The sequence below is a fragment of the Mesorhizobium sp. P2_E7 genome (genome assembly GCF_056403855.1).
On the sequence record NZ_JBFUER010000003.1, the window covers coordinates 73,347 to 97,874 of the forward strand.

Consider the following 24,528-nt stretch of genomic DNA (forward strand, 5'->3'; position numbering starts at 1 on the left):
CTCACCTGTAGTGCACGCGCCGCTCGATGAAGCGGAACTGGAAGATGGTCAGCACGACGATGAGCAGCATCAGGATGATGCTCTGTGCGGCAGCACCGGAATAGTCCAGCCCTTTGAAGCCGTCGGAATAGATCTTGTAGACCATCAGATTGGTGGCGTTGGCCGGGCCGCCCGAGGTCATGATGTCGACGATGCCGAAGGAATCCTGGAAGCTCTCGGTGATGTTGATGACGAGCAGGAAGAAGATGGTCGGCGTGATCAACGGGAACTGGATATCCCAGAAGCGCCTGATGACGCCGGAGCCGTCCATCGCCGCCGCCTCGATCAGCGAGCGCGGTATGGCCTGGAACGCAGCGAGGAAGAAGATGAAGTTGTAGCCGACATATTTCCACGAAAAGGCGACGATGATCGAGGCCATGGCGTCGGCGCCGTCGAGGCCGGGGTCCCAGAAGCCGGGCCAGACCTGATTGACGACGGCCATGAAGCCGGCTTCCGGCGCCAGGATGAAGCGGAACGCCAGCGCCAGCGCGGGCGCGGCGATGCCGTAGGGCCAGATCAGCACCACGCGGTAGAGGCGCGAGCCGGCAAGCTGGCGGTCGGTGAGCGCGGCAAGCACAAGCGCGATGAACATCGCCAGCCCGGTGCTGATACCGGCAAAGATGAGGCTGGCGCTGATCGAATTCCAGTAGTCGGCGTTGGACAGGATCGAGCGGAAATTGTCGAGCCCGACCCAGATGTTGCCGCCGCCCCAGGGCTGCTGCAGCGTCAGCGACCAGTACACGGCCTGGCCGGCCGGCCAGTAGAAGAAGGTGAAGATCAACAGGAGCTGCGGCACCGCGAAGAGGATGCCGACAGTCCACCTGCTGAAGGTTACGCGCTTTTCCATCGATCCGCCGATGCCGTTGAACCGCCGGCCCGTTTTCCTGCATGAGACTAGAGCATGGTCCCAAAAAGTGGGTACCGGTTTTTGGAAAAGATCATGCTCCAAAAAGGACTGGATACGAAATGGCCGCCCGTCGATTCTTGGCGGGCGGCCATACCGGTATCCGGGGGTTAAGGCAGGGTCTTGTCCGGATAGGTCTGCTGGAAGCGCTCAAGAATGGCGTCGCCATTCTTGACCAGCGTGTCGAGGCCTTCCTGGACGCTGACCTTGTTGGCGAAGATCGCCTGCATCTGGGTGCCGAACTCGGCGCGGATCTGGGTGAAATTGCCTAGGCGGATGCCGCGGGTGATTTCGGTCGGCTCGGACGCGGTCAGGCTGGCGATCGCGACTTCACGACCCTTGTAGGGCGCCTTGTCGTAGAAGCCCTGGGACTTCAGGTACTCGAAGCCCGACTTGGTCACCGGGATGTAGCCGGTGTTGGTCGACCAGAACAAGGCGGTCTTGGGGTCGTGGATGAAGTTCAGGAACGCGGCCGCGCCCTTGTATTCGGCATCCGACTTGCCGGAGAGCACCCACAGCGAAGCGCCGCCGACGAGCGAATTCTTGCGCTCGGTGCCGGCATAGACCGGCAGCTCGGCGACATCCCAGTTCATGCCTTCCTTCTGCGTGCGGCCAACGGTGCCGTGGTCGCCGACCGAGGTCAGGATGACCTGGCAGGTGCCGGTCGCGAAGGCCTGGACCATGTCCTGGCCGAGATCCTTGGACTTGATCTTGATCAGGCCGGCATCATACCACTTCTTCAGATCGGTGACGTACTGGACGAACTTGGTCTTGTTGACTTCGAGGCGCGCGTCCAGGCCGTCATAGCCGTTGTTCTTGGTCGCGATCGGCTGGTTGTGCAGCGCCGAGAACTGTTCCATCAGCTGCCAGCTTTCATTGGCCGAGATGTTGATCGCCATCGGGCACTCATAGCCGGCGTCCTTCAGGGCCTGCAGGTCGGCGCCGACATCTTCCCAGGTCTTCGGCGCTTCGGTCTTGCCGATCTTGGCGAAGGCATCCTTGTTCCAGTACATCAACGGCGTCGAGGAATTGAACGGGAACGAGAGCATCTCGCCCTTCGACGTCGCATAATACCGGGCGATGCCGGGGAAATAGTCGGCATAGTCGATCTTGTAGCCGTTTTCTTCCATCAGCTTGTCGGCGGGCTTGTAGGCGCCCGACAGCATCATGGTCGCGGTGCCGACGTCATAGACCTGAACCACGGCGGGCTGCTTGCCGGCGCGGAAGGCGGCGATGGTGTTCTGCAGCGTGGCGTCGTAATTGCCCTGGCTGGTGCAGACGACTTCATAGTCGGCTTGCGATGCGTTGAAGTTCTTGCACAGCGTATCGACGACGCGGGCAAGGTCGCCTGAAAGGCCGAACCAGAAATCGAATTTGACCGGTTCCGCGGCTGCCGGCTGTGCCAGCGCGATGCTCAAGGCACCGGCGGCAAGGGCAGCAAAGCCCTGCTTGAAGATCGACATGGATTTCATTCCCTCTTGAGTGGCTGATGACAACAGGCTTTGCGCAAGTCCCTTGCCGCTCTCATAGAGAAGGTATGTGACAGTTCTGCTGTGGCTTTTCGGGCCTGTGGACAGCCGGTCTCTCCTCCTCGACGGCCAGGCCGGTATGAAACCGTCACACCGGCGCTCTAGGTAGCTAGGGCGCCTTGGAACGGCGTAAAGACCCGGTTGAACGAATGATTATCCGGCTAATGTATCCTTCCGACGGGGCAGATGACGGGCCTGAAGACGAGACGAGAGTGGAGAGACGAATGCTGGTCCAGCAATTGACGCATGTGCCCGCCGCCGACGACCAAGCGATGCGCGAAGGCCCGCGCGATAGCGCCACCCATCTGGCCGAGCGCGGGAATGGCGGCTACATGACGCAGATCGAGATCGGCGGCACGGGGCCATTGGCAAGTGCCGGCGAGAGCCTGTAACGAGAGAAGGTCGCTGGAAGATACAACCGGAAAAACCCGCTGTAGTTGTGGTGCCCATAACCGATTCTTCAAGCGCCCTGTACTAATCAAGTCGATGGCTGATTGCTGCGGGAGAGCAGGTGGGGCGAGATGCTGACGGTCTATAATTGCATCGTGCACGAGCACGATCTGAGACTGGTCGCACTGGCAGCCCTTATTTGCGGTATTTCTTCGTTCTCGGCGGTCAATCTGCTTCGCCATGTCGACCGCTCGAGCGAGCGCAACCGCTATACCTGGCTGATGATATCAGCCACTTCCACCGGCTTCGGTATCTGGGCGACGCATTTCATCGCCATGCTTGCCTTTTCTCCGGGAATCCCCAACGCGTACAATGCGGAAATGTCGGCGCTTTCGCTCGCCGGTTCCGTCGCCCTGACCGCCGCCGGCATGTGGATTGCCACCTTGCGCCGGGGCACCGACTACGCCCTGGTCGGCGGCGCGGTCCTCGGCGCCGGCATCGCCGCCATGCACTATATCGGCATGGCCGCTTTCGAGGTCGAAGGACGCATCGTCTGGAACACACTGCTGGTCGCCGTCTCGCTGCTGGCAGGCGTCACCCTCGCCGCGCTGGCACTGCTGGTCGTATTGCGGCGCCCGTCCATGCAGGGCACCATCGCCGCCGCCGTCCTGCTGACGCTGGCGATCTGCAGCCTGCACTTCATCGCCATGGGCGCGGTGTCGATCTTCCCGGACTCCTCCATCGAAATATCGCAGTTCACGGTCGAACCGCTGTCGCAGGCCTTCGCCGCCGCAGCAGTCAGCCTGGTGATCCTGGTGCTTTCAGCCGCAGCATTGTGGATCGACCTGCGCTTCCGTCGTCACAAGCTCGAGGCCGAGCGCATGCACGGCCTCGCCAACGCCGCCGTCGAGGGCCTGATCGTCTGCGACGGCGCGCGCATCGTCAGCGCCAATGACAGCATCGCTGCCCTAACCGGCATGGCGCCGGAAGCGCTGAACGCGATGCTGCTCGGCGACCTCTTCGGTGAACGCATCGCGGCCGGCATATCCGACTGCAGCGGACAGGCACAGGAAGCGGAACTCAGAGCCCATGACGGCACCGCCATCCCCGTCGAACTGATCGCCAGGAGCATCGACTATTGCGGCAAGCCGCACAACGTCGTCGCCGTGCGCGACATTCGCGAACGCAAAAAGGCCGAGCAGGAGATCCTGCGCCTCGCCCATTTCGACCCGCTGACCGGACTCCCCAACCGCCGCAGTTTCTCCGGCCGGCTCGAGGCCGAAATTTCCGCAATGGGCCACGGCGGCAAGCCCGACAATCTTGCGCTGCTGCTGCTCGACCTCGACCGCTTCAAGGAAGTGAACGACCTGTTCGGGCACGGCGCCGGCGATGCCATGCTGCAGAAGGTGGCGCTATGCGCCTCCGGCGTGCTCCGCCATGGGCAGATGCTGGCGCGTCTCGGCGGCGACGAGTTCGCCATCATTGTCCCTAACCTTCCCGATCCACAGGCGGCCGGCCGCATTGCCGAGCAGGTGCTGGCGGCGATGCGCGAGGAAAACCGGCAGTCGGTCGGGGGCGGCCTAGTGTCGGCCAGCATCGGCATTGCGCTTTATCCGCTCGACGCCGACGAGCCGACAGCCCTGGTCAGCCATGCCGACACCGCGCTCTATCGCGCCAAGGCCGAAGGCAAGGACACCTACCGTTACTTCGAGGCCTCGATGGGCGCCGAGGCGCGCGATCGGCGCGTGATGGAGCACGAACTGCGCCAGGCCATAGCGCGCAATGAGTTTCGCCTCGTCTACCAGCCGCAGAAGGAGATCAGCAGCGGGCGGATGCTCGGGTTCGAAGCGCTCATCCGCTGGCGCCATCCGCAGCGCGGCGACGTGTCGCCGGTGATCTTCATCCCGGTGGCCGAAGACAGCGGCGTCATCATCCAGATCGGCGAATGGGTGCTGGCGACCGCCTGCGCCGAGGCTGCGCGCTGGAAGAACCCTTTGACCGTCGCGGTCAATGTCTCGGCTGTGCAGCTCCACAACCCGAATTTCAGCCGCAAGGTGCATGAAGTCCTGCTCCGCACCGGCCTGTCGCCCGGCAGGCTCGAAGTCGAGATCACCGAAACGGCGCTGGTCAAGGACATGCCCCGCGCGCTCGCCACCTTGCGGCAGGTCAAGGCGCTGGGCGTGCATGTGGCGATGGACGATTTCGGCACCGGCTACTCCTCGCTGTCCAACCTTCGCGCCTTCCCCTTCGACAAGATCAAGATCGACGGCTCGTTCATCAAATCGGTCGACAGCAACGGCCAGGTGGCGGCCATCGTGCGCGCCGTGCTGGGGCTTGGCCGTGGTCTCGGCCTGCCGGTTCTGGCCGAGGGCGTCGAGACACTGGGCGAACTGAAATTCCTGGACGCCGAGGCCTGCGAAATTGGCCAGGGCTATTACATTGGCCGGCCGAGCCCGATCGAGGCGTTCAGTGAACTGACCGGCGTCACTGCGCCGCCAGCTGAGGACGACGCCACGATCAAACCGCGCGGCGGCAGCATCCTGATGCTCGAACCGGCAGCCGCTTTGCGCTCGGCCTAAGGCGCGAGCGCGGCCTCGACCAGGCGCTTGGCATCCGGCCCCGACCATTCGGCCGGCCCGTTCATATGCGCGACCAGGCAGCCTTCGCCGTCGATCAGCATGGTGACGGGAAGCCCGAGCGCCAGCCCGCGCGTCTTGACGTCGTTGAACAGCGCCAGCGTCGAATCCCGGTAGTAGCCGAGCGAACCGATGCCGATATCGGCGAGGAACTTCTTCGGCTTCACGTCGTCGCCCGCATCGACATTGACCGCGATCACCTCGAAGGCATTGCTTCCCTTTTCCTTCTGCAGCGCGTCGAGCGCCGGCATTTCGGCACGGCAAGGCGCGCACCATGTCGCCCACAGATTGAGCAGCACCGTCTTGCCGGCGTGGTCGGCGATCGTCATCGGCTTGCCATCGGGACCGTTGAAGGCGAGGCTTTTCAGCGATTGCGGCGGATCGGCCGGCAGCAGAGCGGCAACCTGGCCCGTGGCCGCGGCGGCGACCTTTTTGGCGCGGTCGCTCTTGGCGGCGCAGGCGACATCATCCTTGCTGGCGCCGGCGGCAGCTTGCGCTGGCGCGCTGGCGGAGGCTGCGTTGTTGCCAGAACCGCTCTCGCTGACATATACCGCGACCGCGCCCGCCAGCACGCCTGCCACCAAGGCGGCGAGGATCAGGCGCGGGGCCGGGAAGTATCTATTGCCGTCTGCCATTTTCTAAACTGCTCCGGAGCACGGGTTATAGCGATGAGCGACAAGAAGGCCAGCAACCAGATGTGGGGCGGACGTTTTGCCTCGGGTCCGGCCGCAATCATGGAAGCGATCAACGCGTCGATCTCGTTCGACCGCAAACTTTATGCGCAGGACATAAGAGGTTCGATCGCTCACAGCGAAATGTTGGCGCAAACGGGCATTATTTCGACGGCCGATCAAGAAAAAATCGCTCACGGGCTGAACACGATCCTGAAAGAGATCGAGGCCGGCACGTTCGAATTCTCGACCCGGCTGGAAGACATCCACATGAATGTCGAGGCCCGCCTCGCCGATCTGATCGGCTCGGCCGCCGGACGTCTGCATACGGCCCGCTCGCGCAACGATCAGGTCGCGGTCGACTTGAGGCTCTGGGTCAAGGACGAGTGCTTCCGTGTGGCCGAGGCGCTGAAAGGCCTGATCGCTGCTTTCCTCGATCGAGCCGAAGAACATGCGGCGACCGTCATGCCGGGCTTCACCCACATGCAGGCAGCGCAGCCCGTGACCTTCGGCCACCACTGCATGGCCTATGTCGAGATGTTTGCGCGTGATCTGTCGCGCGTCCGCGACGCCATCGAGCGGATGAACGAAAGCCCACTCGGTGCGGCAGCCCTAGCCGGCACCAGCTTCCCGATCGACCGCCACCAGACCGCCAAAGCGCTCGGCTTCCGCGAACCGATGCGCAATTCACTCGACAGCGTTTCCGACCGCGATTTCGCGCTGGAGTTCTTGAGCCTGGCAGCGATCTGCGCCACACATCTGTCGCGACTCGCCGAAGAGATCATCATCTGGTCGACGCCGCAATTCGGCTTCGTCAGGCTGTCGGATTCCTTCTCCACCGGCTCCTCGATCATGCCGCAGAAGAAGAATCCGGACGCCGCCGAACTGGTGCGCGGCAAGACCGGCCGCGTCACCGGCCACCTTGTCGGCCTGCTGACCGTGATGAAGGGCATGCCGCTGACCTATGGCAAGGACATGCAGGAAGACAAGGAATCGGTCTTCGACGCCGCAGAGACGCTCGACCTGATGCTGGCGGCGATGACCGGCATGGTGCGCGACATGACGGTGAACGCCGCCGCCATGAAAAAAGCCGCCGGATCGGGCCACGCGACCGCGACCGACCTCGCCGACTGGCTGGTGCGCACGCTGGGCCTGCCCTTCCGCGAGGCGCATCATGTGACGGGTCGCGCGGTGGCACTGGCCGAAGAGAAGAAGGTCAGCCTGGAGAAGCTTTCGCTGGAGGACCTGCAGTCGATCAATCCCGGCATCACATCGGATATCTTCTCGGTGCTTGCCGTGCAGAATTCTGTGAAGAGCCGCACCAGCTTCGGCGGCACCGCGCCATCGGAAGTGCGCAAGCAGATCCGCGCCTGGAAAAAGCGCATCGCCAAGGCGTGATGCCGGATATTGCGCGGCAATATCCGGGGTGCAATGCACCGAAAACTCGGCTAAAAGCGGCAGCACGTGAAAAGTTTCGGACGGATGGATCGATGACCGCTAGCAGGATTTTGGTGACGGTGACGCTGCTGACGGCCATGGTTGCCGTGACCGCCTGCGGCCGCAAGGCCGGTCTCGACACGCCCTATGAAGCGGCCGTCCAGGCCCGCAAGGACGCCGCGCGCGCCAAGCAGCCGGTGCCGCCGGAGCCGGAAAAACCGGTCGTGGACAAGAAGTTCATCCTCGACCCGCTGCTCTAGAGCCGGAGCGACCGGCTTAGTCTCGCTAAACCAGGTCTCCTGCTCCAACTTCCGGAAACACTCTCGTGAACCATTTCGATTACCGCGACGGCGTGCTCCATGCCGAGGACGTGGCGATACCAGACATCGCCGCAAGCGTCGGCACGCCGTTCTATTGTTATTCGACGGCCACGCTGACCCGGCATTTCCGCGTCTTTGCCGATGCCTTCGCCGGGCTCGACACGCTGGTCTGCTACGCCTTGAAGGCGAATTCCAACCAGGCGGTACTGCGCACGCTGGCAAAGCTGGGCGCCGGCGCCGACACCGTCTCGGAAGGCGAAATGCGCCGCGCGCTCGCCGCCGGCATCCCCGCCAACAAGATCGTGTTTTCCGGTGTCGGCAAGACCGCGCGCGAAATGGATTTCGCGCTCGAGGCCGGCATTCTCTGCTTCAACGTCGAATCCGAGCCGGAGCTGGAATTGCTGTCGGCCCGCGCCACGGCGCTCGGCAAGGTGGCGCCGGTCTCGCTGCGCATCAACCCGGATGTCGACGCCAGGACGCACAGAAAGATCTCCACCGGCAAGGCCGAGAACAAGTTCGGCATCCCTTGGCAAAGGGCGCGCCAGGTCTATGCCCGCGCCGCCGGCTTGCCGGGCATCAAGCCGATCGGCATCGACACCCATATCGGCAGCCAGATCACCGAGTTGCAGCCCTTTGACGACGCCTTCGCGCTTCTGGCGGAACTGGTCGGCGCGCTGCGCGCCGATGGCCACACCGTCGAGCACGTCGATGTCGGCGGTGGCCTCGGCATCCCTTACCGTACCGACAACAGCCCACCGCCTCTGCCCGATGCCTATGCCGAGATCGTCAGAAAGCAACTCACAAAGCTTGGGGTAAAGGTGATGTTCGAGCCGGGCCGGCTGATCGTCGGCAATGCCGGCATCCTGGTCTCGGAAGTGATCTTCGTGAAGGAAGGCGACGCCAAGAACTTCCTCGTCGTCGACGCCGCCATGAACGATCTGATCCGGCCGACGCTCTACGATGCCTTCCACGACATCAAGCCGGTGGTGCAGCCGCCGGCCGACACGCCGCGCATGGCGGTCGATGTCGTCGGCCCGGTCTGCGAGACCGGCGACTATCTCGGCCTCGACCGCGACCTGCCGCGGCTGAAGTCTGGTGATCTGATTGCCGTGTCGACGGCCGGCGCTTATGGCGCGGTGCAGTCCGGCACCTACAACACCCGCCTTCTTGTGCCCGAGGTTCTGGTCGACGGTGACCGTTTCCATGTCGTGCGCCGGCGCCAGACCTATGACGAGCTAATTGGCCTGGACTCGGTGCCCGACTGGCTTGCATAGAAGTCGCCGCGCCGGCTGCGCCTATAGCCGGTTCTGGATGAGCACCCTTGTGTCGGCGATCTTGTTCTCGTCGCGGCGGTAGAACGTCCATTGTTTGATACGCTTGGGGCGCAGCAGGCCGGCCTGGGTAAGCACGCGCATATGTTCGGAGAGCGTCGCCTGCGTAATGCCGAGCTTCTCCGCGATCAGCAGCGCGCAAACGCCGTCCTCGACCAGATCGCCGTCTGCCTGGGCCGGGAAATGCGCCTGAGGATCCTTCAGCCAGTCGAGGATCTGCAGCCTGCGTTCGTTGGCGATCGCCTTGAAGACATCAACCTCTTGCATTTAGCCATTTTGCCAAGTTACTAATTGCTGTCAATCCCAAGGAGATGGTCATGACGAACGGCAACACCGTCACGCGCGAACGCATCGCGGCGATGGAACCGCGCATCCGCCCCTATGTCAGACACACGCCGGTGCTGCGCGTCGACATGGCCGATTTCGACCGGCCGCCGCTGGCGGTCGAGCTGAAACTCGAATGCCTGCAGCATTCCGGCTCGTTCAAGGCGCGCGGCGCCTTCACCAATCTGCTGGAACGGCCGGTGCCCGAGGTCGGCGTCGTCGCGGCGTCAGGCGGCAATCATGGCGCCGCTGTCGCCTATGCCGCCATGCGGCTCGGCCACAAGGCGACGATCTTCGTCCCCGAAGTCAGCCCGGCGGCCAAGCTGCAGCGCATCCGCGGTTACGGCGCCGAACTGGTCGTCGGCGGCGCCCGTTATGCCGAAGCGCTGGCCGCCAGCGAGGCTTTTGCCCAAAAGTCCGGCGCACTGCAGATCCACGCCTTCAACCAGGAAGAAACACTGGTCGGCCAGGGCACGCTCGGCCTCGAAATCGAGCAAGACCTGCCTGAGATCGACACGCTGCTGGTCGCCGTCGGCGGTGGCGGCCTGATCGGCGGCATCGCCGCCTGGTTTGCCGGCCGCATCAGGATCATCGCCATCGAACCCGAGGGCGCGCCGACATTGCATCGCGCCTTCGAGGCCGGCCACCCCGTCGATGCGCCAGCCGAAGGCGTCGCCGCCGATTCGCTGGCGCCCAAGCGCGTCGGCGAAATGATGTTCCCGATCGCCGAGGCCTTTGTCGAGCGCTCCATCCTGGTCACCGACGACGCCATCATCGCCGCCCAGAAGGCGCTGTGGGAACGGGTGCGGATCATCGCCGAACCGGGCGGCGCCGCAGCCTTTGCAGCCCTTTTGTCCGGCCGCTACACGCCGGCGCCGGGCGAACGGATCGCTGTCCTGGTGTGCGGCTCGAACACCGATCCGGCGAAATTCTGAACCTTGCTTCGACTGAAATGCGGACGGAAAACCCGCCAAAGCTCTTCAAGTTTTCGGAACCGCCTCGCCTTTGCCGTGTTTGCTGGTAAACTTCCATTGGTTGAGTCTGGGCTATCCCGCCCGGGCAGGAAGGGCCGATGACGGAAAGCCCCATTTCCAGCGGCGATCGCAGCCTGGCCGGGCGGCTTGCCCTGAGCCGGCTGGTGACACGCCTCTCGATAACGGTCGAGCGCGGCTGGCCGCTGCTTCTGCCGCTGCTCATCGTCGCCAGCCTGTTCCTCAGCCTCTCATGGCTCGGTCTCTTTCCTCGCCTGCCTGACGTTGCGCGCATTGTTCTGGTCGCGGTGTTCGGCATTGCCACGCTCGCGGCGCTCTATCCGCTGCGTTTCTTCAAGCTTCCCTCGGCCGCCGAAGTCGACCGCCGCATCGAGGCGGCCAACCAGTTGCAGCACAGCCCGGTGCTGGTCCAGACCGACCGTCCAAGCGGCAAGGAAAGCATCTTTTCCCAGGCGCTGTGGCGCGAACATCAAAAGCGCATGGCCGACAAGCTCGGCAACCTCAGTGCTGATGTGCCGCGTACCCGCGTGCCGGAACGCGACCCGTGGGGGTTGCGCGCCATCGCGGCGCTGCTTTTGGTCACCGCTTTTGCCTTTTCCTTCGGGCCGTCGGGCGGCAGGCTCTCCGATGGTTTCCGTGCCCATGCGGCGCGCGACATCGTGCCGCCGCGCATCGATGCCTGGGTAACCCCGCCGGCCTATACCGGCAAGCCGCCCATCTTCCTCACCACGCCAGTGCTCGATAACAACGCCAAGCAGGCGGCAGCCACCTTCACCGTGCCGCAGGGCAGCGACGTCTCGCTGCGCGTCACCGGCGGCTCCGGCGAGGAAACGCTCAGCTTCGCCGACAAGGGTGGCAATGCCCGCGCCATCAACCCGATGGGTCCGCAGGCAGCAGCGATCAAGGCAGCGGCGGTCAATCCGGCGACGCCCAAGTTGCGCCAGTTCACCGGCAAGCTGACGGCCGACGGCACGCTGACGCTGAAATCAGGCGAAGCCGATCTCGGCCAATGGGCCTTCGCGGTGATCCCCGACAAGCCGCCGACGATCCGCTTCGTCGGCGAGCCCAAGCGCGCCGTGAACGGCGCCTTCGAGCTCAACTACCAGATTGACGACGACTATGGCGCGGCGACCGCCAAGGCGGTTTTCGCGCTGGCCGATCCGGCGGCGCCCGATGCGCATCCGCTCTACGGTCCGCCTGATATGCCATTGGCGCTGCCGCGCCGCGGCGGCAAGGCGAACGCCGCCAAGACCACCAAGGACCTCACCGAGCACGTCTGGGCCGGCGCCAGCGTCAAGCTGTCGCTTGTCGCCACCGACGATGCCGGACACACCGCGACCAGTGAAACCAAGACCATCTTGATGCCCGAGCGGCCCTTCGCCAACCCGCTGGCGCGGGCGGTGATCGAGCAGCGCCGCCTGCTGGCGCTCGATGCCAACGCCAAGCCGCGCGTGCTCGACCTGATGGACGCGATCACGCTTCGGCCCGAAGACACGTTCGACAACATGTCGCATTACCTCGCCATCATGAGCGCCCGCAGCCGGCTGAAAATGTCAGACAGCGACGACCAGCTGCGCAACGAGGTTGCCTATCTCTGGGAAATCGCGCTCGGCATCGAGGAAGGCAACCTGTCGGCGGCCGAAAAGCGCCTGCGCCAGGCGCAGCAGGCACTGCAGGACGCCATCAAGCGTGGCGCCAGCGACGAAGAGATCGAAAAGGCGATGAAGGAACTGCGCGAGGCGATGAACGAATTCCTGCAGGAATTCGCCGAACGCGCCAAGCAGAACCCGAACGCGCCGCAGATGCAGCAGAACGGCCGCGAGCTGCGCCAGAGCGACATCGACCGCATGATGGACCAGATCGAGAACCTGGCGAAATCAGGCGACCGCGACAAGGCGCAGGAGCTGCTGTCGCAGCTGGAAAATATGATGAACAACCTGCAGGCCGGCCGTCAGCAGCAAGGCGGCGAGCAGGACAGTGAGATGCGCCAGCAGATGGACAAGCTGGGCGAGATCATGCGCCGCCAGCAGGAGATGATGAACGACACCTACCGCATGGACCAGATGCAGCGCGGCCAAGGCCAGCGAGATCAAGACCAGCAGCAACAGGATGGCGACGAGCAGCTCGGACAGGATCAGGACAAACCCGGCGTCGGGGACGACCGCGATCCGCTTGCCCGCAAAAAGCAGATGACGCCGCAGGAATTCGCCGATGCGATGAAGCAGTTGCAGGAAGGCCAGGGCCAGCTGCAAAGCGAACTCGACCGACTGAAGAAAGGCCTGGAAGGCATGGGCCTCGAGCCCAATGAAGGGTTCGGCGAAGCTGGCAAGTCCATGGGCAATGCCGAAAAGTCGCTTGGCGAAGGCGAAGGCGACCAGGCCGTCGGCCATCAGGGTCGCGCGCTGGAGGCGCTGCGCAAAGGCGCCAAGGAGATGATGAAGCAGCTGCAGGCGATGCAAGGCGACCAAGGCGGTAGCCAGGAAGGCGGTCGCCAGCAGGATGCCGACCGCGATCCGCTGGGCCGGCCGCGCGCCAGCCGTGGACCTGATTTCGGCGACTCGGTGAAGGTGCCCGACGAGATCGACGTGCAGCGCGCCCGCCAGATTCTCGAAGCGATCCGCAAGCGGCTCGGCAACGCGCTCAGCCCCGACATTGAGCGCAGCTATCTCGAGCGGTTGCTCGAACTGAAGTAGCGTCGCCCGGGGAGATCCGATCCAACCGAAATGGTGACGCCATGCCCAAACTCGGGACTGTTACGCCCATCCTGCGCATCTTCGACATCGCCAAGGCGCGCGAGTTCTATCTCGACTTCCTCGGCTTCAAGGTCGAGTTCGAGCACCGCTTCGACGACAATGCGCCGCTCTACATGGGTGTAATCCGCGACGGCTGCGTGCTGCATCTCAGCGAACACCACGGTGACGGCGCGCCGGGCGTGGCGGTGCGCATCGAGGTCGAGGATATAGCGGCGCTGCATCGCGAACTGATCGGCAAGAAATACCGCTTCGCCCGGCCGGGTCTCGAAACCACGCCCTGGCAAAGCCGCGAAGTATCGGTCGCGGACCCCTTCGGCAACCGCCTGCATTTCTACGAGGATGCGGCAGGCTAGGCAGCTGCAGCAAACAACCGCTCTAATCGGACCTGTTGACGAACGCGTCGCGGATCGCTTCCTGCATGCCGTCGATCGCCTCGCCTGACGCGTTGGGGTTGCGATGCATCACCACATTCGAGGAATCGATGTGACCGAACCCGTCGGCGGCGGTGAGCTCGCGGCAGCCGTCCGGAATGTTGCTGTGCGAGATCGGCGCGATCGCCAGGCCGGAGGTGACGGCGAGCTTCAGCCCGCCGGTGGTGTCGCTGGTATAGGCGACCCGATAGGCAAGCCCGCGCTGCTCCAGCGATTTAATGGCGAAGTCCTTGCACCAGCCGGCCCTGTTGTAGAGCGCGATCGGCACCGGCTGCTCCTCATGCATGTGATGCAGGCTCGATGTCACCCACACCGTCGGATCGTGCATCAGCACCTCGCCGCCACCTGGATCCTGCCATTCGAAGACCACGGCGAGGTCGAGCTCGCCGGCGGCAAGTGCCGCCAGTTGCGCGCCTGAATGCGCGTAGCGCACCGTGACCTCGACCTTGGTGTGGCGCTTGGAGAAGGCGCCGAGCGCGCGCGACAGGATGGCATGGCCATATTCCTCGGGAATGCCGATGCGAACCGGCCCGCCGAGGGGTGCCGCCGCCATCGAGGCCGCCGTCTCGTCGAGCAGCGAGACGATGCGGCGGGCATTGACGATCAGCTCGCCGCCACGGCGCGTCAGCGCGACGCCGCGCGAGCCGCGTTCGAACAGGCTGTCGCCGACCAGCTCCTCGAGCTTCTTCATCTGCATCGACACAGCCGACTGGGTGCGGCCGGCCTGCTCCGCCGCCCGCGTGAAATTGCCAGCTTCGGCAATGGCCACGAAGGTGCGCAGAAGATCGCTGTCGAGGGTTGGCCGCATCGAATCCGTCATAAGCAAATTTGATCGCTGGTATCATTCCAATTCGTTTGCAACATGTCAAACGCCAGACGATAGTCAGCCTACCCATTGGATATGCGGCCGCGAAATCGGTTGCGGACCAATCGAAGAGTCCTCACTCATACCCGCTGCCCGAAACGGTGGCGGGTTCTTTTTACCCCGCGGCCGGGCGGCTGCGGGCAGTTCAGATGGAAAGAGCATGATGTCGTCCGAAAACCGCTTCACACTTTTCGGCATCGTGCTCTAGGGGCCGGCAACAACGCATGCGCAACCGGATCGTCCTCGGCATCATCAGCCTGTGCCTTGGCGTGCTGGTGTTCTCGCTCCAGGACCCGCTCGTCAAGGCGGTGTCGGGCGGCTATCCCGTCACCGAGGTGATGTGGATCCGCTCGATCGTCGCTCTGCCGATCCTGATCGTTCTCGTCCACGCAGATGTCGGCTTGCGGGCCATCGCCTCGAAGCGGTTCGGCCTGCTGACGATCCGCGCCTTCATCCAGTTCAGCTCCTATACCGTCTACTATCTGGCGATCGCCGCTTTGCCGCTGGCCGACGCTGTGGCGCTCTACTTCATGGCGCCGCTGTTCATCATGGCGATGGCCGGCCCCTATCTCGGCGAACGCGTGTCCTGGCAGACGCTCGCCACCGTGCTGATCGGCATGCTGGGTGTCGTGGTGATGCTGCGCCCGGGCGCCGGCCTGTTCGACTGGGCGGCCTTCCTGTCGCTGGGTTCGGCGCTGCTCTACGGTTTTTCGCAGCTGATGGCGCGCAAGATCGGCGATACCGAATCCTCCACCGTCATGGCCTTCTACCAGAACGGCGCCTACCTCGTCGGCGCCGCCGCGGTTGCCTGCACGTTCTGGCTTGCCGGCATTACCCACGCTGTCCACCCCAGCCTCGAATTCCTGGTGCGGCCATGGGCCTGGCCGACGACACCGGATTTCCTCAAGATGGCAGCCTGCGGTTTCGTCGCTTCGGCCGGCATGATTCTTCTGTCGCAAGCCTACCGGCTGGCGCCCGCCAATCGCGTCGCCACCTTCGAATACACGGGGATCATCTGGTCGCCGCTTTGGGGATTCCTGTTCTTCAACGAGGTGCCGCGCTCGACCACCGCCATCGGTGCCGCGCTGATCATCGGCGCCGGCCTGCTGGCGCTCAACACCGAGCGACGCAAGGGCGTCACCCCAGTCCTTGCCGCAAGCCAGGATGCGGCTTGAAAGTCAGGCGAAGCAGGCGAGCGCCTGGTCGACCCGCGAGCGGATTTCGGCCAGCGTGAACGGCTTTTGCACGACATCGATAATGATGCCGTTCAACTCCTCGGCGCGTTCGCGCTGGTCGGCATAACCGGTCATCAGCAGGATTTTCATGTCAGGGAAAAGCCTGGCGGCCGCGATCGCCATCTCGATGCCGTCCATTTCCGGCATGCGGATGTCGGAGACGACGAGATCGTAACCGCCGCCTGCCGCGCTGATCATCGCCAGCCCTTGCGCGCCATCGGCGGCAATGTCGATCGAATGCCCGGCGCGTTCGAGCGCGCGGGCGGCGAGGGTGCGGACGGACTCATCGTCCTCGACGATCAGAAGCTTTGCCATGGGCCGGAATTTGGCGGGCAAAAGTTGACTTTTTCTGAAAATTTGAAGCGTCGAGAAGCCTTTTCTCAGGCGTCCCCTTTGACGACGCCTACGAATGGCAATTCACGGAAAGCGTGGGCGACGTCCATGCCGTAACCGACGACGAAATAATCGGGACAGTCGAAGCCGACATAGTCGGCGTTGAGCTCGGTCTGGCGGCGCATGCGTTTGTCGAGCAGCACCGCGATGGAACAGCTTTTGGCGCCGCGCGACAGCATCAGATTGCGGGTGAAGGACAGCGTCTTGCCGGATTCCAGAATATCGTCGATCAGCAGCACGTCGCGGCCGGCGACCTCATTGTCGATGTCGCGCAGCACCCTCACCTCGCCGCTGGTGGTGCCGGCGCCATAGCTGGAAATGAAGATGAACTCGACCTCCGGCGACAGCCCGACATCGTGCATGGCGCGAATCAAGTCGGCGGCGAAGATGAAGGAGCCCTTCAGCACCGAAATCACCAGCAGGTCGTGATAGTCGTGCTCGGCGATCTCCTTGGCGAGCTCCAGATTGCGCCGCGCGATCGCGGACGCTGAAAACAGGACCTCGATGTCCTTGCCGCGCACAACTGGCATCAATAACCTTTCCGAGAGATCGTCGCCTAACCGGCGAAAGTGACCGAGACGGCCTTGACGCCGGTTCTAGGCACATCGAGGCGGCTGGAAAAGCCGAATCTTTCGCCGGGCGCCAGCGAACGGTTGGATGTCCCCAACGTATAGCGGGTGATGCGGCTGTCATTGCCGGTGACGCGGATTTCCAACGGCGGCAACGGCCCGGCTTTCACCCCGTCATTGACGGCCTCGCCATCGACGAACAGCACCGGGGTGAAGCCGGACGCGTCGACACGCGAGGTGACGCCGGCAATGCTGAGTACGGTGCCCGCCGGCTGTTCGCCCCCCCAGAACGGCGTCTGGCGCACCAGCGCGTGGCCGCCCGAGACCCAGAAGGCGGCAAGCGCCGCACCAACGCCAGCGATCCAGAAGATCGGCCCGCCGCGCGACGCCGGCGGCCGCACCGTTGCGGCTTCTGGCTTGCGCAGCATCTCCATGCCTTCGATCGACGGTGTGGCCTTGCTGCGCGCGGGCGGCTGGATAGCATCCGCCTTCGAGACACTGCGAGGCAGCACCTCATAATCGGCATCGACGATGTCGGTCGCCAAAGGACGCAATTCCGGCGCGGCACTTGTCCCGGTCATGATTTCGCCGGAAACCGGGCGCGCGGTTCGTTGCTCAGCCATCATGGCCCCGCTGTTCGCTCTTCGTTTCTTTTGCGTAAATGGAAATGGTTAACGCTTCCCCACCGGAACCCTTGTGACGCATTCAAAAACAACGAAAATTAACCGACGGTTAACCATGGCGGCCGATGGTCGTTTGACAGAAAGGGCTGGCACGCCGCCGCCACAGATTCCAGGTCGTCGCACGTGATCCGCTTCGAAAATGTCGGCCTCCGCTATGGCATGGGTCCGGAAATCCTCCGCGACATCTCCCTGCACATCCCGGAGAGCTCCTTCCAGTTCCTGAGCGGGCCCTCCGGCGCCGGCAAGACGACGCTGCTGCGCCTTCTGTTCATGTCGCTGAAGCCGACGCGCGGGCTGATCACCATCTTCGGCAAGGACCGCTCGCGCATCTCGCGCGCCGAACTGCCGCATCTCAGGCGCCGCATCGGCGTGGTGTTCCAGGATTTCCGCCTTCTCGACCACATGACCACCTATGAGAATGTCGCTCTGCCGCTGCGCGTGCGCGGCCGCGAGGAAGCGAGCTATCGCACCGACGTGACCGAGCTTTTGAAATGGGTTGGTCTGGGCGAGCGCATGCATGTACTGCCGCCGGTCCTGTCTGGCGGCGAAAAGCAGCGCGCCGCGATTGCCCGCGCGCTGATCGAGCAGCCCGAAATCCTGCTCGCCGACGAACCGACCGGCAATGTCGACCCGCCGCTGGCACGCCGGTTGCTCAGGCTGTTCATCGAGCTCAACCGGCTCGGCACTGCGGTGGTGATCGCCACCCATGATCTCGGCTTGATGGAGCAGGTCGACGCGCGCCGCATGATCCTGGCCGGCGGAAGGCTGGATATCTATGACTGAGCTATCCGCCGAACATCTGCATGAAGAGGCCGCGGAGCCGGCGGCGACGACGCAGCGCGTTCAGCGCCGCATGGCGCCGATCGTGCCGGCGCAGAACATTGCCGGCCGCGCTCTGGTGCTGGTCATCGCCATCATGACCTTCCTGTCCTGCCTGACCTTCGGCGCCGTCACGCTGGTGCGAGACACCGCCTCGGTGTGGGAGAACCAGATCTCGCGCGAGGCGACGATCCAGATCAAGCCGGTCGACGGTCTCGACATGGAGGCAGCCCTTGCCCAGGCCTCGCAGATCGTCGGCGAGTTCCCCGGCGTGAAAGCGACCAAGATCATCGACCGCGACGCGACCGCGCGTCTGCTGGAGCCATGGCTGGGCTCTGGGCTGAACATCGACGAACTGCCGGTGCCGCGGCTGATCATCGTCACCATCGACGAGACCAGCCCGCCCGACTTTGCCGCCATCCGCGCGGCGATCACGCCCAAGCTGCCGAGCGCTTCGCTGGACGATCACCGCACCTGGGTCGACCGGCTGGTCGCCATGGCCCGCACCACTGTCACCATTGGCATCGCCGTCTTGGTGCTGATGCTGTCGGCGACAGTGCTGACGGTGGTGTTCGCCACCCGCGGCGCCATGGCCGGCAACGGCCATATCATCGAAGTGCTGCATTTCGTCGGCGCCGAGGCGCGTTTCATTGCGCGCGAATTCCGCTGGCATTTCCTGGTCACCGGCATGAAAGGCGCCGCCGCCGGTGGCGCCGCTGCGATCCTGGTTTTCATTGTCTTTTCCTGGTGGTCGTCACGCAACATGGCAACGCCGCAGGCCGACCAGGCGACTGCTTTGTTCGGCAATTTCGCCATCGGATCGGCAGGATATCTCGGCGTCGGCCTGATGGTGCTGGTGATCGGCGGGCTGACGGCGGCGACATCGCACGCCACCGTCGTCGCCTACCTCAGCGACATCGATGTCCGCCAGCCGGATGCGGGCTGAGCAATGACAGCAGAAGCGAAAACAGCACGGGGAGGCAAGGACAGGAACAAAGGGGCGATCACGGATCGAAAACTGACGTAACGCAATGTGCGCTTTTTTCCTTACCAAGGCGGCATTTCAGGATTAACCATAGGACGATGAACGCGCGGGATTCGACCGGAACGGCTGGGCAGATGCCAGTGGTGGGTGCGCGTGTGCGCACCAGACCGGGCCGTTTGCGCACCGCCCTTCGTCTCGCTTCCCTGTGTTTGCTCCTGCTGGTGGCGCTGTTTGCCGGCGGCTTCGGCTGGTTCGCCAGCAAGGTCAGTCACATGACTACGCCCGCCAATCCAGCCAAGGCCGATGCAATCATCGTGCTCACAGGCGGCCAGGCGCGCCTCGACGCCGCACTCGATCTGCTTGCATCCGGCAAGGGCGAGCGATTGTTGATCTCGGGCGTTCATCCCTCGGCCAGCCGCCGCCAATTGCAGGCCGCGACCGGCGGCGACAAAGCGCTGTTTTCCTGCTGCGTCGACATCGACCGCGCCGCGCTCGACACGATTGGCAATGCCGAGGAAAGCGCCAAATGGGTGGAGAGCCACGCCTATGGCAGCGTCATCCTCGTCACCAACAACTACCATATGCCGCGCAGCCTCTTGGAAATGGGCCGCCTGCTGCACGGCGCGAAGCTTGAGCCCTATCCGGTGGTCAACACCAACCTCGACAATGGCGACTGGCTGACCAAACCGGAGGCGCTGCGCGTGCTGCTGACCGAGTACAGCAAATACCTGCTGGCGCTGGCGCGCGGCATCGTACCGATCCGCCAGACCGCCGACAGTGTCGCGCTGGCCGAGGTTTCGACCGCGAAGGACTGAGTCGATTACCTCTTGATCGCGCCGTCCGACGTGCCGCGCAACCGTGCAACCTCTTGTTCGAGCCGCTCAATCCGCTTATCGCGTTCGGCAAGTGCAGCCGCCACGTCGGCGGCCTCGAAACGCTGCGGAATGTGTTGCGGGCAATTGGCATCCCAGGCCGAGACGGTGAACAGAATGACCTGCTCGGGGCGCGCCTTGTAGTCCTGCGGCATCAGCTTTGCCAAAAGCTCGGCATCGTCCTCGACGACGCGCGCCGTGCCCCAGATCTTGACCCGCTGCCGATGCGCATAGTCGATCAGGAACAGGAAGGCCTGGTTGTTGTCTGCAAGATTGCCCTGGGTGATGAACTGCCTGTTCCCCGAGAAATCGGCAAAGCCGATGGTCTTCTCATCCAACACCTTGAGGAAACCGGCAGGCCCGCCGCGGTGCTGGATATAGGGCTGGCCCTCGCCATTGGCCGTCGACAGGAAGACGCTGGTCTGCGCCTCGATGAAGCCGGCAAGGTCTGGCGTGATGACGGCGCTCCATCCGCCGCGCTCCTCGGCGCTGGCATAACCCTTGCGCGACCCCTTGCGGGTCTGGATGGCCTTGACCGTCGGCGTGAAGGCGACATCGCTGGTGAAGGTGTGAGCGTTCATGGAAGCCTCCGCGAGGCCAAACCTCTGGCCGTTGTACACCGGATGTAGAGGCTTTCATCTTTTGGATGTAGATGGCATATTCGTAACCAATCCTTCCAATTTCCGGAAGAAGCCATGGATCGCCTCGAAGCCATGTACCTGTTCGTCGCCGCGGTGGAAGCCGGCAGCCTTTCCGCTGCCGGCCGCCGTTTCGGCATTCCGCTGGCGACGGTCAGCCGCAAGGTCTCCGACCTCGAAAAACACCTGAACACGCGTCTACTGAACCGCTCGACAAGGCAGCTGTCCCTGACCGATGCCGGCCAGGCCTATCTCGCCGCCTGCCGCCGCATCCTGGGCGATGTCGGCGAAGCCGAGCGTACCGCCGCCGGCGAATACAGTACGCCGACCGGCGACCTGTTCATCACCGCGCCGGTCGTCTTTGGCCGGCTGCACGTGCTGCCTGTAGTCACCGAATTCCTCGCAGCCTACCGCGAGGTCAACGTCCGCCTGATGTTGGCCGACCGGATTACCCAGTTGACGGAGGAACATCTCGATCTCGCCATCCGCATCGGCGAGCTTGCGCCTTCGAGCATGGTCGCCATCCGCGTCGGCGCGATCCGTCGCGTCGTGTGCGCCAGCCCGACCTATATCGCCGCGCACGGCATGCCACAGGCGCCGGAGGATCTGGCTGCGCATGAATGCATCAGTTTCGAGGGGCCCTCCGCCCTCGCCAGCTGGAGCTTTGCGGGCGAAAAGCGAGAGATCATCGTGCCAATCCGCTCACGCCTTCGCATCAACACAGCGGAAGCGGCGATCGATGCCGCGATTGTGGGCACCGGCCTGACGCGGGTGCTGTCCTATCAGATCGCGGATGCAGTGCGTTCGGGCGCGCTTGTCCCTGTCTTGCAGTCGTTCGAGCCGCCGCCTTGGCAGGTCAGCCTCGTCCATGCCGGCCAGGGCTTGCTGCCGGTGAAACTGAGGGCATTCCTCGATTTCGCCGCTCCCCGGCTGAAGCAGCGGCTGCTGCAGGCGGCCTGGTGAGCTAAGGCTGGCTGCGGGCCTGTGGCGAAGCGCCCGGCCTGAGGCCATTGCGGCGTTTCCTTTTTGCCCGCGCTTGGTGTAACCAACGCACACCTCCTCAACGGGCCCTTCCCCGCATGCTCTATATCCGCTCGCTGGCGTTCAACTTCGTCTTCTACGTCAACCTGATCGTCCAGATGATCCTCTGGACCCCGTATTATTTCCTGTCGCCGCGCCACCGCGCCTGGTTCGTGCCGAAATTCTGGTCGCGCACAAGCCTGTGGCTCTACGACAAGATCGCCGGCACCAGGAGCGACATCACCGGCGTCGAGAACCTGCCGGAGGGCTCCTTCATCCTGGCGCCGAAACACCAGTCGTTCTGGGACGCGATCGCCTTCTTTCCGCTTCTTCAGGACCCACTCTACATCCTCAAGCGCGAGCTTACCTGGATCCCCTTCTTCGGCTGGTACATCATGAAGATGCGGATGATCCCGGTCGACCGCGGCAGCCGCTCCAAGGCGCTGAAGCAGGTCGTTGCCTCGACCAGGGAGGAAATGGCACGCAATCCGCGCCAGCTGATCATCTATCCCGAAGGCACGCGCCGCGCGCCGGGCGACGAGCCGGCCTACAAATATGGCATTGTCGAGCTTTACGCGCAGCTTGGCGTTCCGGTGGTGCCCGTCGCCCATGTCGCCGGCCTCTACTGGCCGCGCCGCAAATTCATGCGCTATCCCGGCACCATCAAGGCCCGTTTCCTGCCGCCGATCCCGCCCGGGCTGGGCAAGGACGAATTCATGGACCGGCTGATCGGCGAGACGGAAGCCGCTTGCGATCAGTTGCTGATCGAAGCTTCCCGAGCGCCGAACCCGCCGCCAATGCCGCCGACGGCGGTCAAGCGACTGGCCGAACTCGCTGCGACCGCGAAGACCAGGGCCTGATCTCCGGCGCCGCTTGAGCTACGGCCACGCGGCCAATGCCGTGGTCGCCACCAGCGTTGCCGCAAACAGCAGATTGATGATCCGCGACGCCAGCGGCTGGCGCAGATACTGCGCGAATGCTGCTCCGGCCAGTAGCCATACCACATGGATGGCGACGATCATCAGGGTAAGAACTGCGAGCCTCGCTGGGACACCGAGAGCGTCAGTGCCGGCCGCTGTCGCGGATCCGGCAAGCACGGCTGCAATCGCCACATAGGCTTTCGGGTTGGCGACAGCGAGCAGGAAGCCACCGAGGAAGGTTGGCAGCACCGCCCCGCTCTCGCCTGCCGCCAGCGGCGGCGCCGTCGCTATTTTATAGGCGAGATAGAGGATGTAGGCGGCGGAAGCGACCGCCAGCACCGGCGCCACCCCCGGCATCGAGGCGAGCACCGCGGTGATGCCGGTGGCCACCACCAGCAGCACCGCTGACGTGCCCAGAATGATCCCTGAGGCGTAGCGAAGCGAATTGCGCAGGCCGAAGGCGGCGCCTATCGCCGTGACGCTGATCGTCGCCGGGCCCGGACTGCCCATGACGACGGTTGCCGCCAGCACCAGCGCCAGCAATTGCTGCCAGGGCTGCGCCTGCGAAAGAATGTCTGCGCCCATGCTGCTCCCGCCTCTGCGACGATGCCGAAGAGCAGTTTGGCAAAGGCGGACTGGCACCGTCTTGAACGATCGTGCAACCCTGTTGCGGAAGCCTTGGCTAGGCGCTGGCCTTGTCCAGCGCCGCGAGATCCTCGGCGCTGAGCTTCAGCGATGCCGCGCGCACCAGGCTGTCGACCTGCTCGTGCGTCGTGGCGCTGGCGATCGGCGCGGTGATGCCGGGCTGCGCCATCACCCAGGCGAGCGCCACTTCCGCCTGGCTGGCCGAATGCCGCGCGGACACAGCGTCAAGCGCCGCCAGGATGCGCATGCCGCGCGCATTGAGATACCCCTTCACGCCACCGCCGCGTTCACTTTTGCCAAGATCGGCCTCGCTGCGGTATTTGCCGCTCAGAAACCCTTTGGCGAGGGCGAAATAGGTGATGACGCCGATATCCTCCGCCGCGCACAGATCGTGCAGCGGCCCGTCGAAGGAAGAGCGATCGTAGAGATTGTATTCCGGCTGCAGCACGGCATAGCGCGGCAGCCCGCGCAAGCTGGCCACATCGAGCGCGGCGCGCAACTGGCCGGCGTCGAGGTTGGAGGCGCCGATATGGCGCACCTTGCCGGCGGCAAGCAGCTTCTCATAGGCGCCGAGCGTCTCTTCGTAAGGCGTGGTCGGGTCAGGCCAATGCGACAGATAGAGGTCGATCACGTCGGTCTGCAGCCGCTTCAGCGACGCCTCCACCGCCCTTTCGATATGACCGGCAGACAAATCCTTTTTGCCTTGCCCCATATCCGACCCGACCTTGGTGACGACAACGATCTTGTCGCGGTTGCCGCGGCTTTTCATCCATTTGCCGATGATGGTTTCGGACTCGCCGCCCTTGTTGCCGGGCACCCAGCGCGAATAGGCGTCCGCCGTGTCGATGGCATTGAGGCCGGCGCCGGCGAACCGGTCGAGCAGGTCGAAGGAGGTCTTCTCGTCTGCGGTCCAGCCGAAGACATTGCCGCCCAGAACCAGCGGCGCGATGGAAAGGTCGGTTTGACCGAGACGACGTTTCTGCAAGATGGGGCTCCGTGAGGCTGGCGGCGGGCGAACCCGAATGCTTCGGGCCGCAGCTAAGCTAGGTCTCGCCGCGCCGAGGTCAAAGGCCTCAGCCAATTTTTCCAGCGGACCAGCGCTTCACAAAGGCGCGACCCGCAACCTG

The 24,528-nt window shown here is 64.0% G+C and carries 25 protein-coding genes; 14 read left to right on the forward strand and 11 right to left on the reverse strand.

The window, feature by feature from the left end:
• Position 1 precedes the first annotated feature (1 nt).
• Together AC1DYC_RS19545 and AC1DYC_RS19550 are read right to left on the reverse strand one after the other, a co-directional pair.
• Positions 2-886, reverse strand: coding sequence for a carbohydrate ABC transporter permease (locus tag AC1DYC_RS19545; RefSeq protein ID WP_477409121.1), 885 nt, complete (start codon positions 884-886; stop codon positions 2-4).
• A gap of 167 nt (positions 887-1,053) precedes the next feature.
• Positions 1,054-2,406, reverse strand: a complete 1,353-nt coding sequence (locus AC1DYC_RS19550; protein ID WP_477409123.1) for an extracellular solute-binding protein — start codon at positions 2,404-2,406, stop codon at positions 1,054-1,056.
• Positions 2,407-2,696: 290 nt separating this feature from the next.
• Here AC1DYC_RS19550 and AC1DYC_RS19555 point away from each other — a divergent pair, with 290 nt between their 5' ends.
• Together AC1DYC_RS19555 and AC1DYC_RS19560 are read left to right on the forward strand one after the other, a co-directional pair.
• Positions 2,697-2,864 carry a hypothetical protein gene (locus AC1DYC_RS19555; protein ID WP_477409125.1) on the forward strand — a complete coding sequence of 56 codons (168 nt, stop codon included), beginning with the start codon at positions 2,697-2,699 and terminating at the stop codon, positions 2,862-2,864.
• A gap of 129 nt (positions 2,865-2,993) precedes the next feature.
• Entirely contained in the window at positions 2,994-5,441 is a 2,448-nt protein-coding gene (locus AC1DYC_RS19560) for a bifunctional diguanylate cyclase/phosphodiesterase (protein ID WP_477409127.1), read from the forward strand.
• Here AC1DYC_RS19560 and tlpA read toward each other — a convergent pair.
• Positions 5,438-6,133, reverse strand: a complete 696-nt coding sequence (tlpA, locus tag AC1DYC_RS19565) for a thiol:disulfide interchange protein TlpA (RefSeq protein ID WP_477409129.1) — start codon at positions 6,131-6,133, stop codon at positions 5,438-5,440. The genes AC1DYC_RS19560 and tlpA overlap by 4 nt on opposite strands.
• Before the next feature lie 33 nt (positions 6,134-6,166).
• Between tlpA and argH the strand changes: the two genes are divergently transcribed.
• The 3 genes from argH (at position 6,167) to lysA (ending at position 9,200) form a co-directional block, all read left to right on the forward strand.
• Entirely contained in the window at positions 6,167-7,567 is a 1,401-nt protein-coding gene (gene argH / locus AC1DYC_RS19570; RefSeq protein ID WP_477409131.1) for an argininosuccinate lyase, read from the forward strand.
• Between the two features lie 92 nt (positions 7,568-7,659).
• Entirely contained in the window at positions 7,660-7,866 is a 207-nt protein-coding gene (locus tag AC1DYC_RS19575) for a hypothetical protein (RefSeq protein ID WP_477305664.1), read from the forward strand.
• A gap of 65 nt (positions 7,867-7,931) precedes the next feature.
• Entirely contained in the window at positions 7,932-9,200 is a 1,269-nt protein-coding gene (gene lysA, locus AC1DYC_RS19580; protein WP_477409133.1) for a diaminopimelate decarboxylase, read from the forward strand.
• Between the two features lie 21 nt (positions 9,201-9,221).
• Here the strand turns inward: lysA and AC1DYC_RS19585 are convergent, their stop codons facing one another.
• The gene (locus AC1DYC_RS19585) at positions 9,222-9,524 is read right to left on the reverse strand and encodes an ArsR/SmtB family transcription factor (RefSeq protein ID WP_477305668.1); all 303 of its coding nucleotides are present in this window, start codon (positions 9,522-9,524) and stop codon (positions 9,222-9,224) included.
• A gap of 50 nt (positions 9,525-9,574) precedes the next feature.
• On the opposite strand from AC1DYC_RS19585, the gene AC1DYC_RS19590 reads away from it, so the two are divergent.
• The 3 genes from AC1DYC_RS19590 to AC1DYC_RS19600 all read left to right on the forward strand — a co-directional run bounded on the left by AC1DYC_RS19590 (position 9,575) and on the right by AC1DYC_RS19600 (position 13,679).
• Positions 9,575-10,516: a threonine/serine dehydratase gene (locus AC1DYC_RS19590; protein WP_477409135.1), complete on the forward strand. Its 942-nt coding sequence runs from the start codon at positions 9,575-9,577 to the stop codon at positions 10,514-10,516.
• A gap of 137 nt (positions 10,517-10,653) precedes the next feature.
• Positions 10,654-13,266: a TIGR02302 family protein gene (locus AC1DYC_RS19595; RefSeq protein WP_477409137.1), complete on the forward strand. Its 2,613-nt coding sequence runs from the start codon at positions 10,654-10,656 to the stop codon at positions 13,264-13,266.
• 41 nt (positions 13,267-13,307) lie between these two features.
• Complete coding sequence (locus AC1DYC_RS19600) at positions 13,308-13,679, forward strand: glyoxalase superfamily protein (RefSeq protein ID WP_477305674.1); 372 nt, start codon at positions 13,308-13,310, stop codon at positions 13,677-13,679.
• Between the two features lie 22 nt (positions 13,680-13,701).
• Here the strand turns inward: AC1DYC_RS19600 and AC1DYC_RS19605 are convergent, their stop codons facing one another.
• The gene (locus AC1DYC_RS19605) at positions 13,702-14,565 is read right to left on the reverse strand and encodes a LysR substrate-binding domain-containing protein (protein WP_477409139.1); all 864 of its coding nucleotides are present in this window, start codon (positions 14,563-14,565) and stop codon (positions 13,702-13,704) included.
• A 281-nt stretch (positions 14,566-14,846) separates the two neighbouring features.
• Here AC1DYC_RS19605 and AC1DYC_RS19610 point away from each other — a divergent pair, with 281 nt between their 5' ends.
• On the forward strand, positions 14,847-15,797 hold the full coding sequence (locus tag AC1DYC_RS19610) for a DMT family transporter (RefSeq protein ID WP_477409141.1): 951 nt from the start codon (positions 14,847-14,849) through the stop codon (positions 15,795-15,797).
• A gap of 3 nt (positions 15,798-15,800) precedes the next feature.
• Here AC1DYC_RS19610 and AC1DYC_RS19615 read toward each other — a convergent pair whose 3' ends face one another.
• From AC1DYC_RS19615 to AC1DYC_RS19625, 3 genes are all read right to left on the reverse strand, one after another.
• Complete coding sequence (locus tag AC1DYC_RS19615; RefSeq protein ID WP_477305678.1) at positions 15,801-16,172, reverse strand: response regulator; 372 nt, start codon at positions 16,170-16,172, stop codon at positions 15,801-15,803.
• A gap of 65 nt (positions 16,173-16,237) precedes the next feature.
• Entirely contained in the window at positions 16,238-16,780 is a 543-nt protein-coding gene (gene hpt / locus AC1DYC_RS19620) for a hypoxanthine phosphoribosyltransferase (RefSeq protein ID WP_477283475.1), read from the reverse strand.
• 26 nt (positions 16,781-16,806) lie between these two features.
• On the reverse strand, positions 16,807-17,445 hold the full coding sequence (locus AC1DYC_RS19625) for a hypothetical protein (RefSeq protein WP_477409143.1): 639 nt from the start codon (positions 17,443-17,445) through the stop codon (positions 16,807-16,809).
• Positions 17,446-17,625: 180 nt separating this feature from the next.
• Between AC1DYC_RS19625 and ftsE the strand changes: the two genes are divergently transcribed.
• The 3 genes from ftsE (at position 17,626) to AC1DYC_RS19640 (ending at position 20,121) form a co-directional block, all read left to right on the forward strand.
• Positions 17,626-18,285 carry a cell division ATP-binding protein FtsE gene (gene ftsE / locus AC1DYC_RS19630; RefSeq protein WP_023685344.1) on the forward strand — a complete coding sequence of 220 codons (660 nt, stop codon included), beginning with the start codon at positions 17,626-17,628 and terminating at the stop codon, positions 18,283-18,285.
• Positions 18,278-19,267 (forward strand): cell division protein FtsX, encoded by a 990-nt coding sequence (locus AC1DYC_RS19635; RefSeq protein WP_477409145.1) that lies wholly within the window; start codon positions 18,278-18,280, stop codon positions 19,265-19,267. Before ftsE ends, AC1DYC_RS19635 begins: the two co-directional genes overlap by 8 nt.
• Before the next feature lie 137 nt (positions 19,268-19,404).
• Entirely contained in the window at positions 19,405-20,121 is a 717-nt protein-coding gene (locus tag AC1DYC_RS19640) for a YdcF family protein (RefSeq protein WP_477409147.1), read from the forward strand.
• 5 nt (positions 20,122-20,126) lie between these two features.
• Here AC1DYC_RS19640 and AC1DYC_RS19645 read toward each other — a convergent pair whose 3' ends face one another.
• The gene (locus AC1DYC_RS19645; protein WP_477409149.1) at positions 20,127-20,759 is read right to left on the reverse strand and encodes a pyridoxamine 5'-phosphate oxidase family protein; all 633 of its coding nucleotides are present in this window, start codon (positions 20,757-20,759) and stop codon (positions 20,127-20,129) included.
• 114 nt (positions 20,760-20,873) lie between these two features.
• Here AC1DYC_RS19645 and AC1DYC_RS19650 point away from each other — a divergent pair, with 114 nt between their 5' ends.
• Positions 20,874-21,779 carry a LysR family transcriptional regulator gene (locus AC1DYC_RS19650; protein ID WP_477409151.1) on the forward strand — a complete coding sequence of 302 codons (906 nt, stop codon included), beginning with the start codon at positions 20,874-20,876 and terminating at the stop codon, positions 21,777-21,779.
• 116 nt (positions 21,780-21,895) lie between these two features.
• Positions 21,896-22,696 carry a lysophospholipid acyltransferase family protein gene (locus AC1DYC_RS19655; RefSeq protein ID WP_477409153.1) on the forward strand — a complete coding sequence of 267 codons (801 nt, stop codon included), beginning with the start codon at positions 21,896-21,898 and terminating at the stop codon, positions 22,694-22,696.
• Positions 22,697-22,714: 18 nt separating this feature from the next.
• On the opposite strand, the gene AC1DYC_RS19660 is transcribed toward AC1DYC_RS19655, so the two are convergent.
• Both AC1DYC_RS19660 and AC1DYC_RS19665 read right to left on the reverse strand, forming a co-directional pair.
• Positions 22,715-23,341, reverse strand: coding sequence for a LysE family translocator (locus AC1DYC_RS19660; RefSeq protein ID WP_477409155.1), 627 nt, complete (start codon positions 23,339-23,341; stop codon positions 22,715-22,717).
• 97 nt (positions 23,342-23,438) lie between these two features.
• Positions 23,439-24,386, reverse strand: a complete 948-nt coding sequence (locus AC1DYC_RS19665; RefSeq protein WP_477409157.1) for an aldo/keto reductase — start codon at positions 24,384-24,386, stop codon at positions 23,439-23,441.
• Positions 24,387-24,528: the final 142 nt, after the last annotated feature.

Bases quoted from the DNA above. Each gene is read 5' to 3' on its own strand.
- AC1DYC_RS19575 (WP_477305664.1), top strand. From the start codon at position 7,660: ATGACCGCTAGCAGGATTTTGGTGACGGTGACGCTGCTGACGGCCATG.
- AC1DYC_RS19635 (WP_477409145.1), top strand. From the start codon at position 18,278: ATGACTGAGCTATCCGCCGAACATCTGCATGAAGAGGCCGCGGAGCCG.
- AC1DYC_RS19625 (WP_477409143.1), bottom strand. From the start codon at position 17,445: ATGATGGCTGAGCAACGAACCGCGCGCCCGGTTTCCGGCGAAATCATG.
- AC1DYC_RS19605 (WP_477409139.1), bottom strand. From the start codon at position 14,565: ATGCGGCCAACCCTCGACAGCGATCTTCTGCGCACCTTCGTGGCCATT.
- AC1DYC_RS19560 (WP_477409127.1), top strand. From the start codon at position 2,994: ATGCTGACGGTCTATAATTGCATCGTGCACGAGCACGATCTGAGACTG.
- AC1DYC_RS19545 (WP_477409121.1), bottom strand. From the start codon at position 886: ATGGAAAAGCGCGTAACCTTCAGCAGGTGGACTGTCGGCATCCTCTTC.
- AC1DYC_RS19615 (WP_477305678.1), bottom strand. From the start codon at position 16,172: ATGGCAAAGCTTCTGATCGTCGAGGACGATGAGTCCGTCCGCACCCTC.
- AC1DYC_RS19595 (WP_477409137.1), top strand. From the start codon at position 10,654: ATGACGGAAAGCCCCATTTCCAGCGGCGATCGCAGCCTGGCCGGGCGG.
- AC1DYC_RS19655 (WP_477409153.1), top strand. From the start codon at position 21,896: ATGCTCTATATCCGCTCGCTGGCGTTCAACTTCGTCTTCTACGTCAAC.
- hpt (WP_477283475.1), bottom strand. From the start codon at position 16,780: ATGCCAGTTGTGCGCGGCAAGGACATCGAGGTCCTGTTTTCAGCGTCC.
- AC1DYC_RS19590 (WP_477409135.1), top strand. From the start codon at position 9,575: ATGACGAACGGCAACACCGTCACGCGCGAACGCATCGCGGCGATGGAA.
- AC1DYC_RS19610 (WP_477409141.1), top strand. From the start codon at position 14,847: ATGCGCAACCGGATCGTCCTCGGCATCATCAGCCTGTGCCTTGGCGTG.
- AC1DYC_RS19645 (WP_477409149.1), bottom strand. From the start codon at position 20,759: ATGAACGCTCACACCTTCACCAGCGATGTCGCCTTCACGCCGACGGTC.
- AC1DYC_RS19555 (WP_477409125.1), top strand. From the start codon at position 2,697: ATGCTGGTCCAGCAATTGACGCATGTGCCCGCCGCCGACGACCAAGCG.
- AC1DYC_RS19600 (WP_477305674.1), top strand. From the start codon at position 13,308: ATGCCCAAACTCGGGACTGTTACGCCCATCCTGCGCATCTTCGACATC.
- AC1DYC_RS19585 (WP_477305668.1), bottom strand. From the start codon at position 9,524: ATGCAAGAGGTTGATGTCTTCAAGGCGATCGCCAACGAACGCAGGCTG.
- argH (WP_477409131.1), top strand. From the start codon at position 6,167: ATGAGCGACAAGAAGGCCAGCAACCAGATGTGGGGCGGACGTTTTGCC.
- AC1DYC_RS19640 (WP_477409147.1), top strand. From the start codon at position 19,405: ATGAACGCGCGGGATTCGACCGGAACGGCTGGGCAGATGCCAGTGGTG.
- AC1DYC_RS19660 (WP_477409155.1), bottom strand. From the start codon at position 23,341: ATGGGCGCAGACATTCTTTCGCAGGCGCAGCCCTGGCAGCAATTGCTG.
- tlpA (WP_477409129.1), bottom strand. From the start codon at position 6,133: ATGGCAGACGGCAATAGATACTTCCCGGCCCCGCGCCTGATCCTCGCC.
- AC1DYC_RS19550 (WP_477409123.1), bottom strand. From the start codon at position 2,406: ATGTCGATCTTCAAGCAGGGCTTTGCTGCCCTTGCCGCCGGTGCCTTG.
- AC1DYC_RS19650 (WP_477409151.1), top strand. From the start codon at position 20,874: ATGGATCGCCTCGAAGCCATGTACCTGTTCGTCGCCGCGGTGGAAGCC.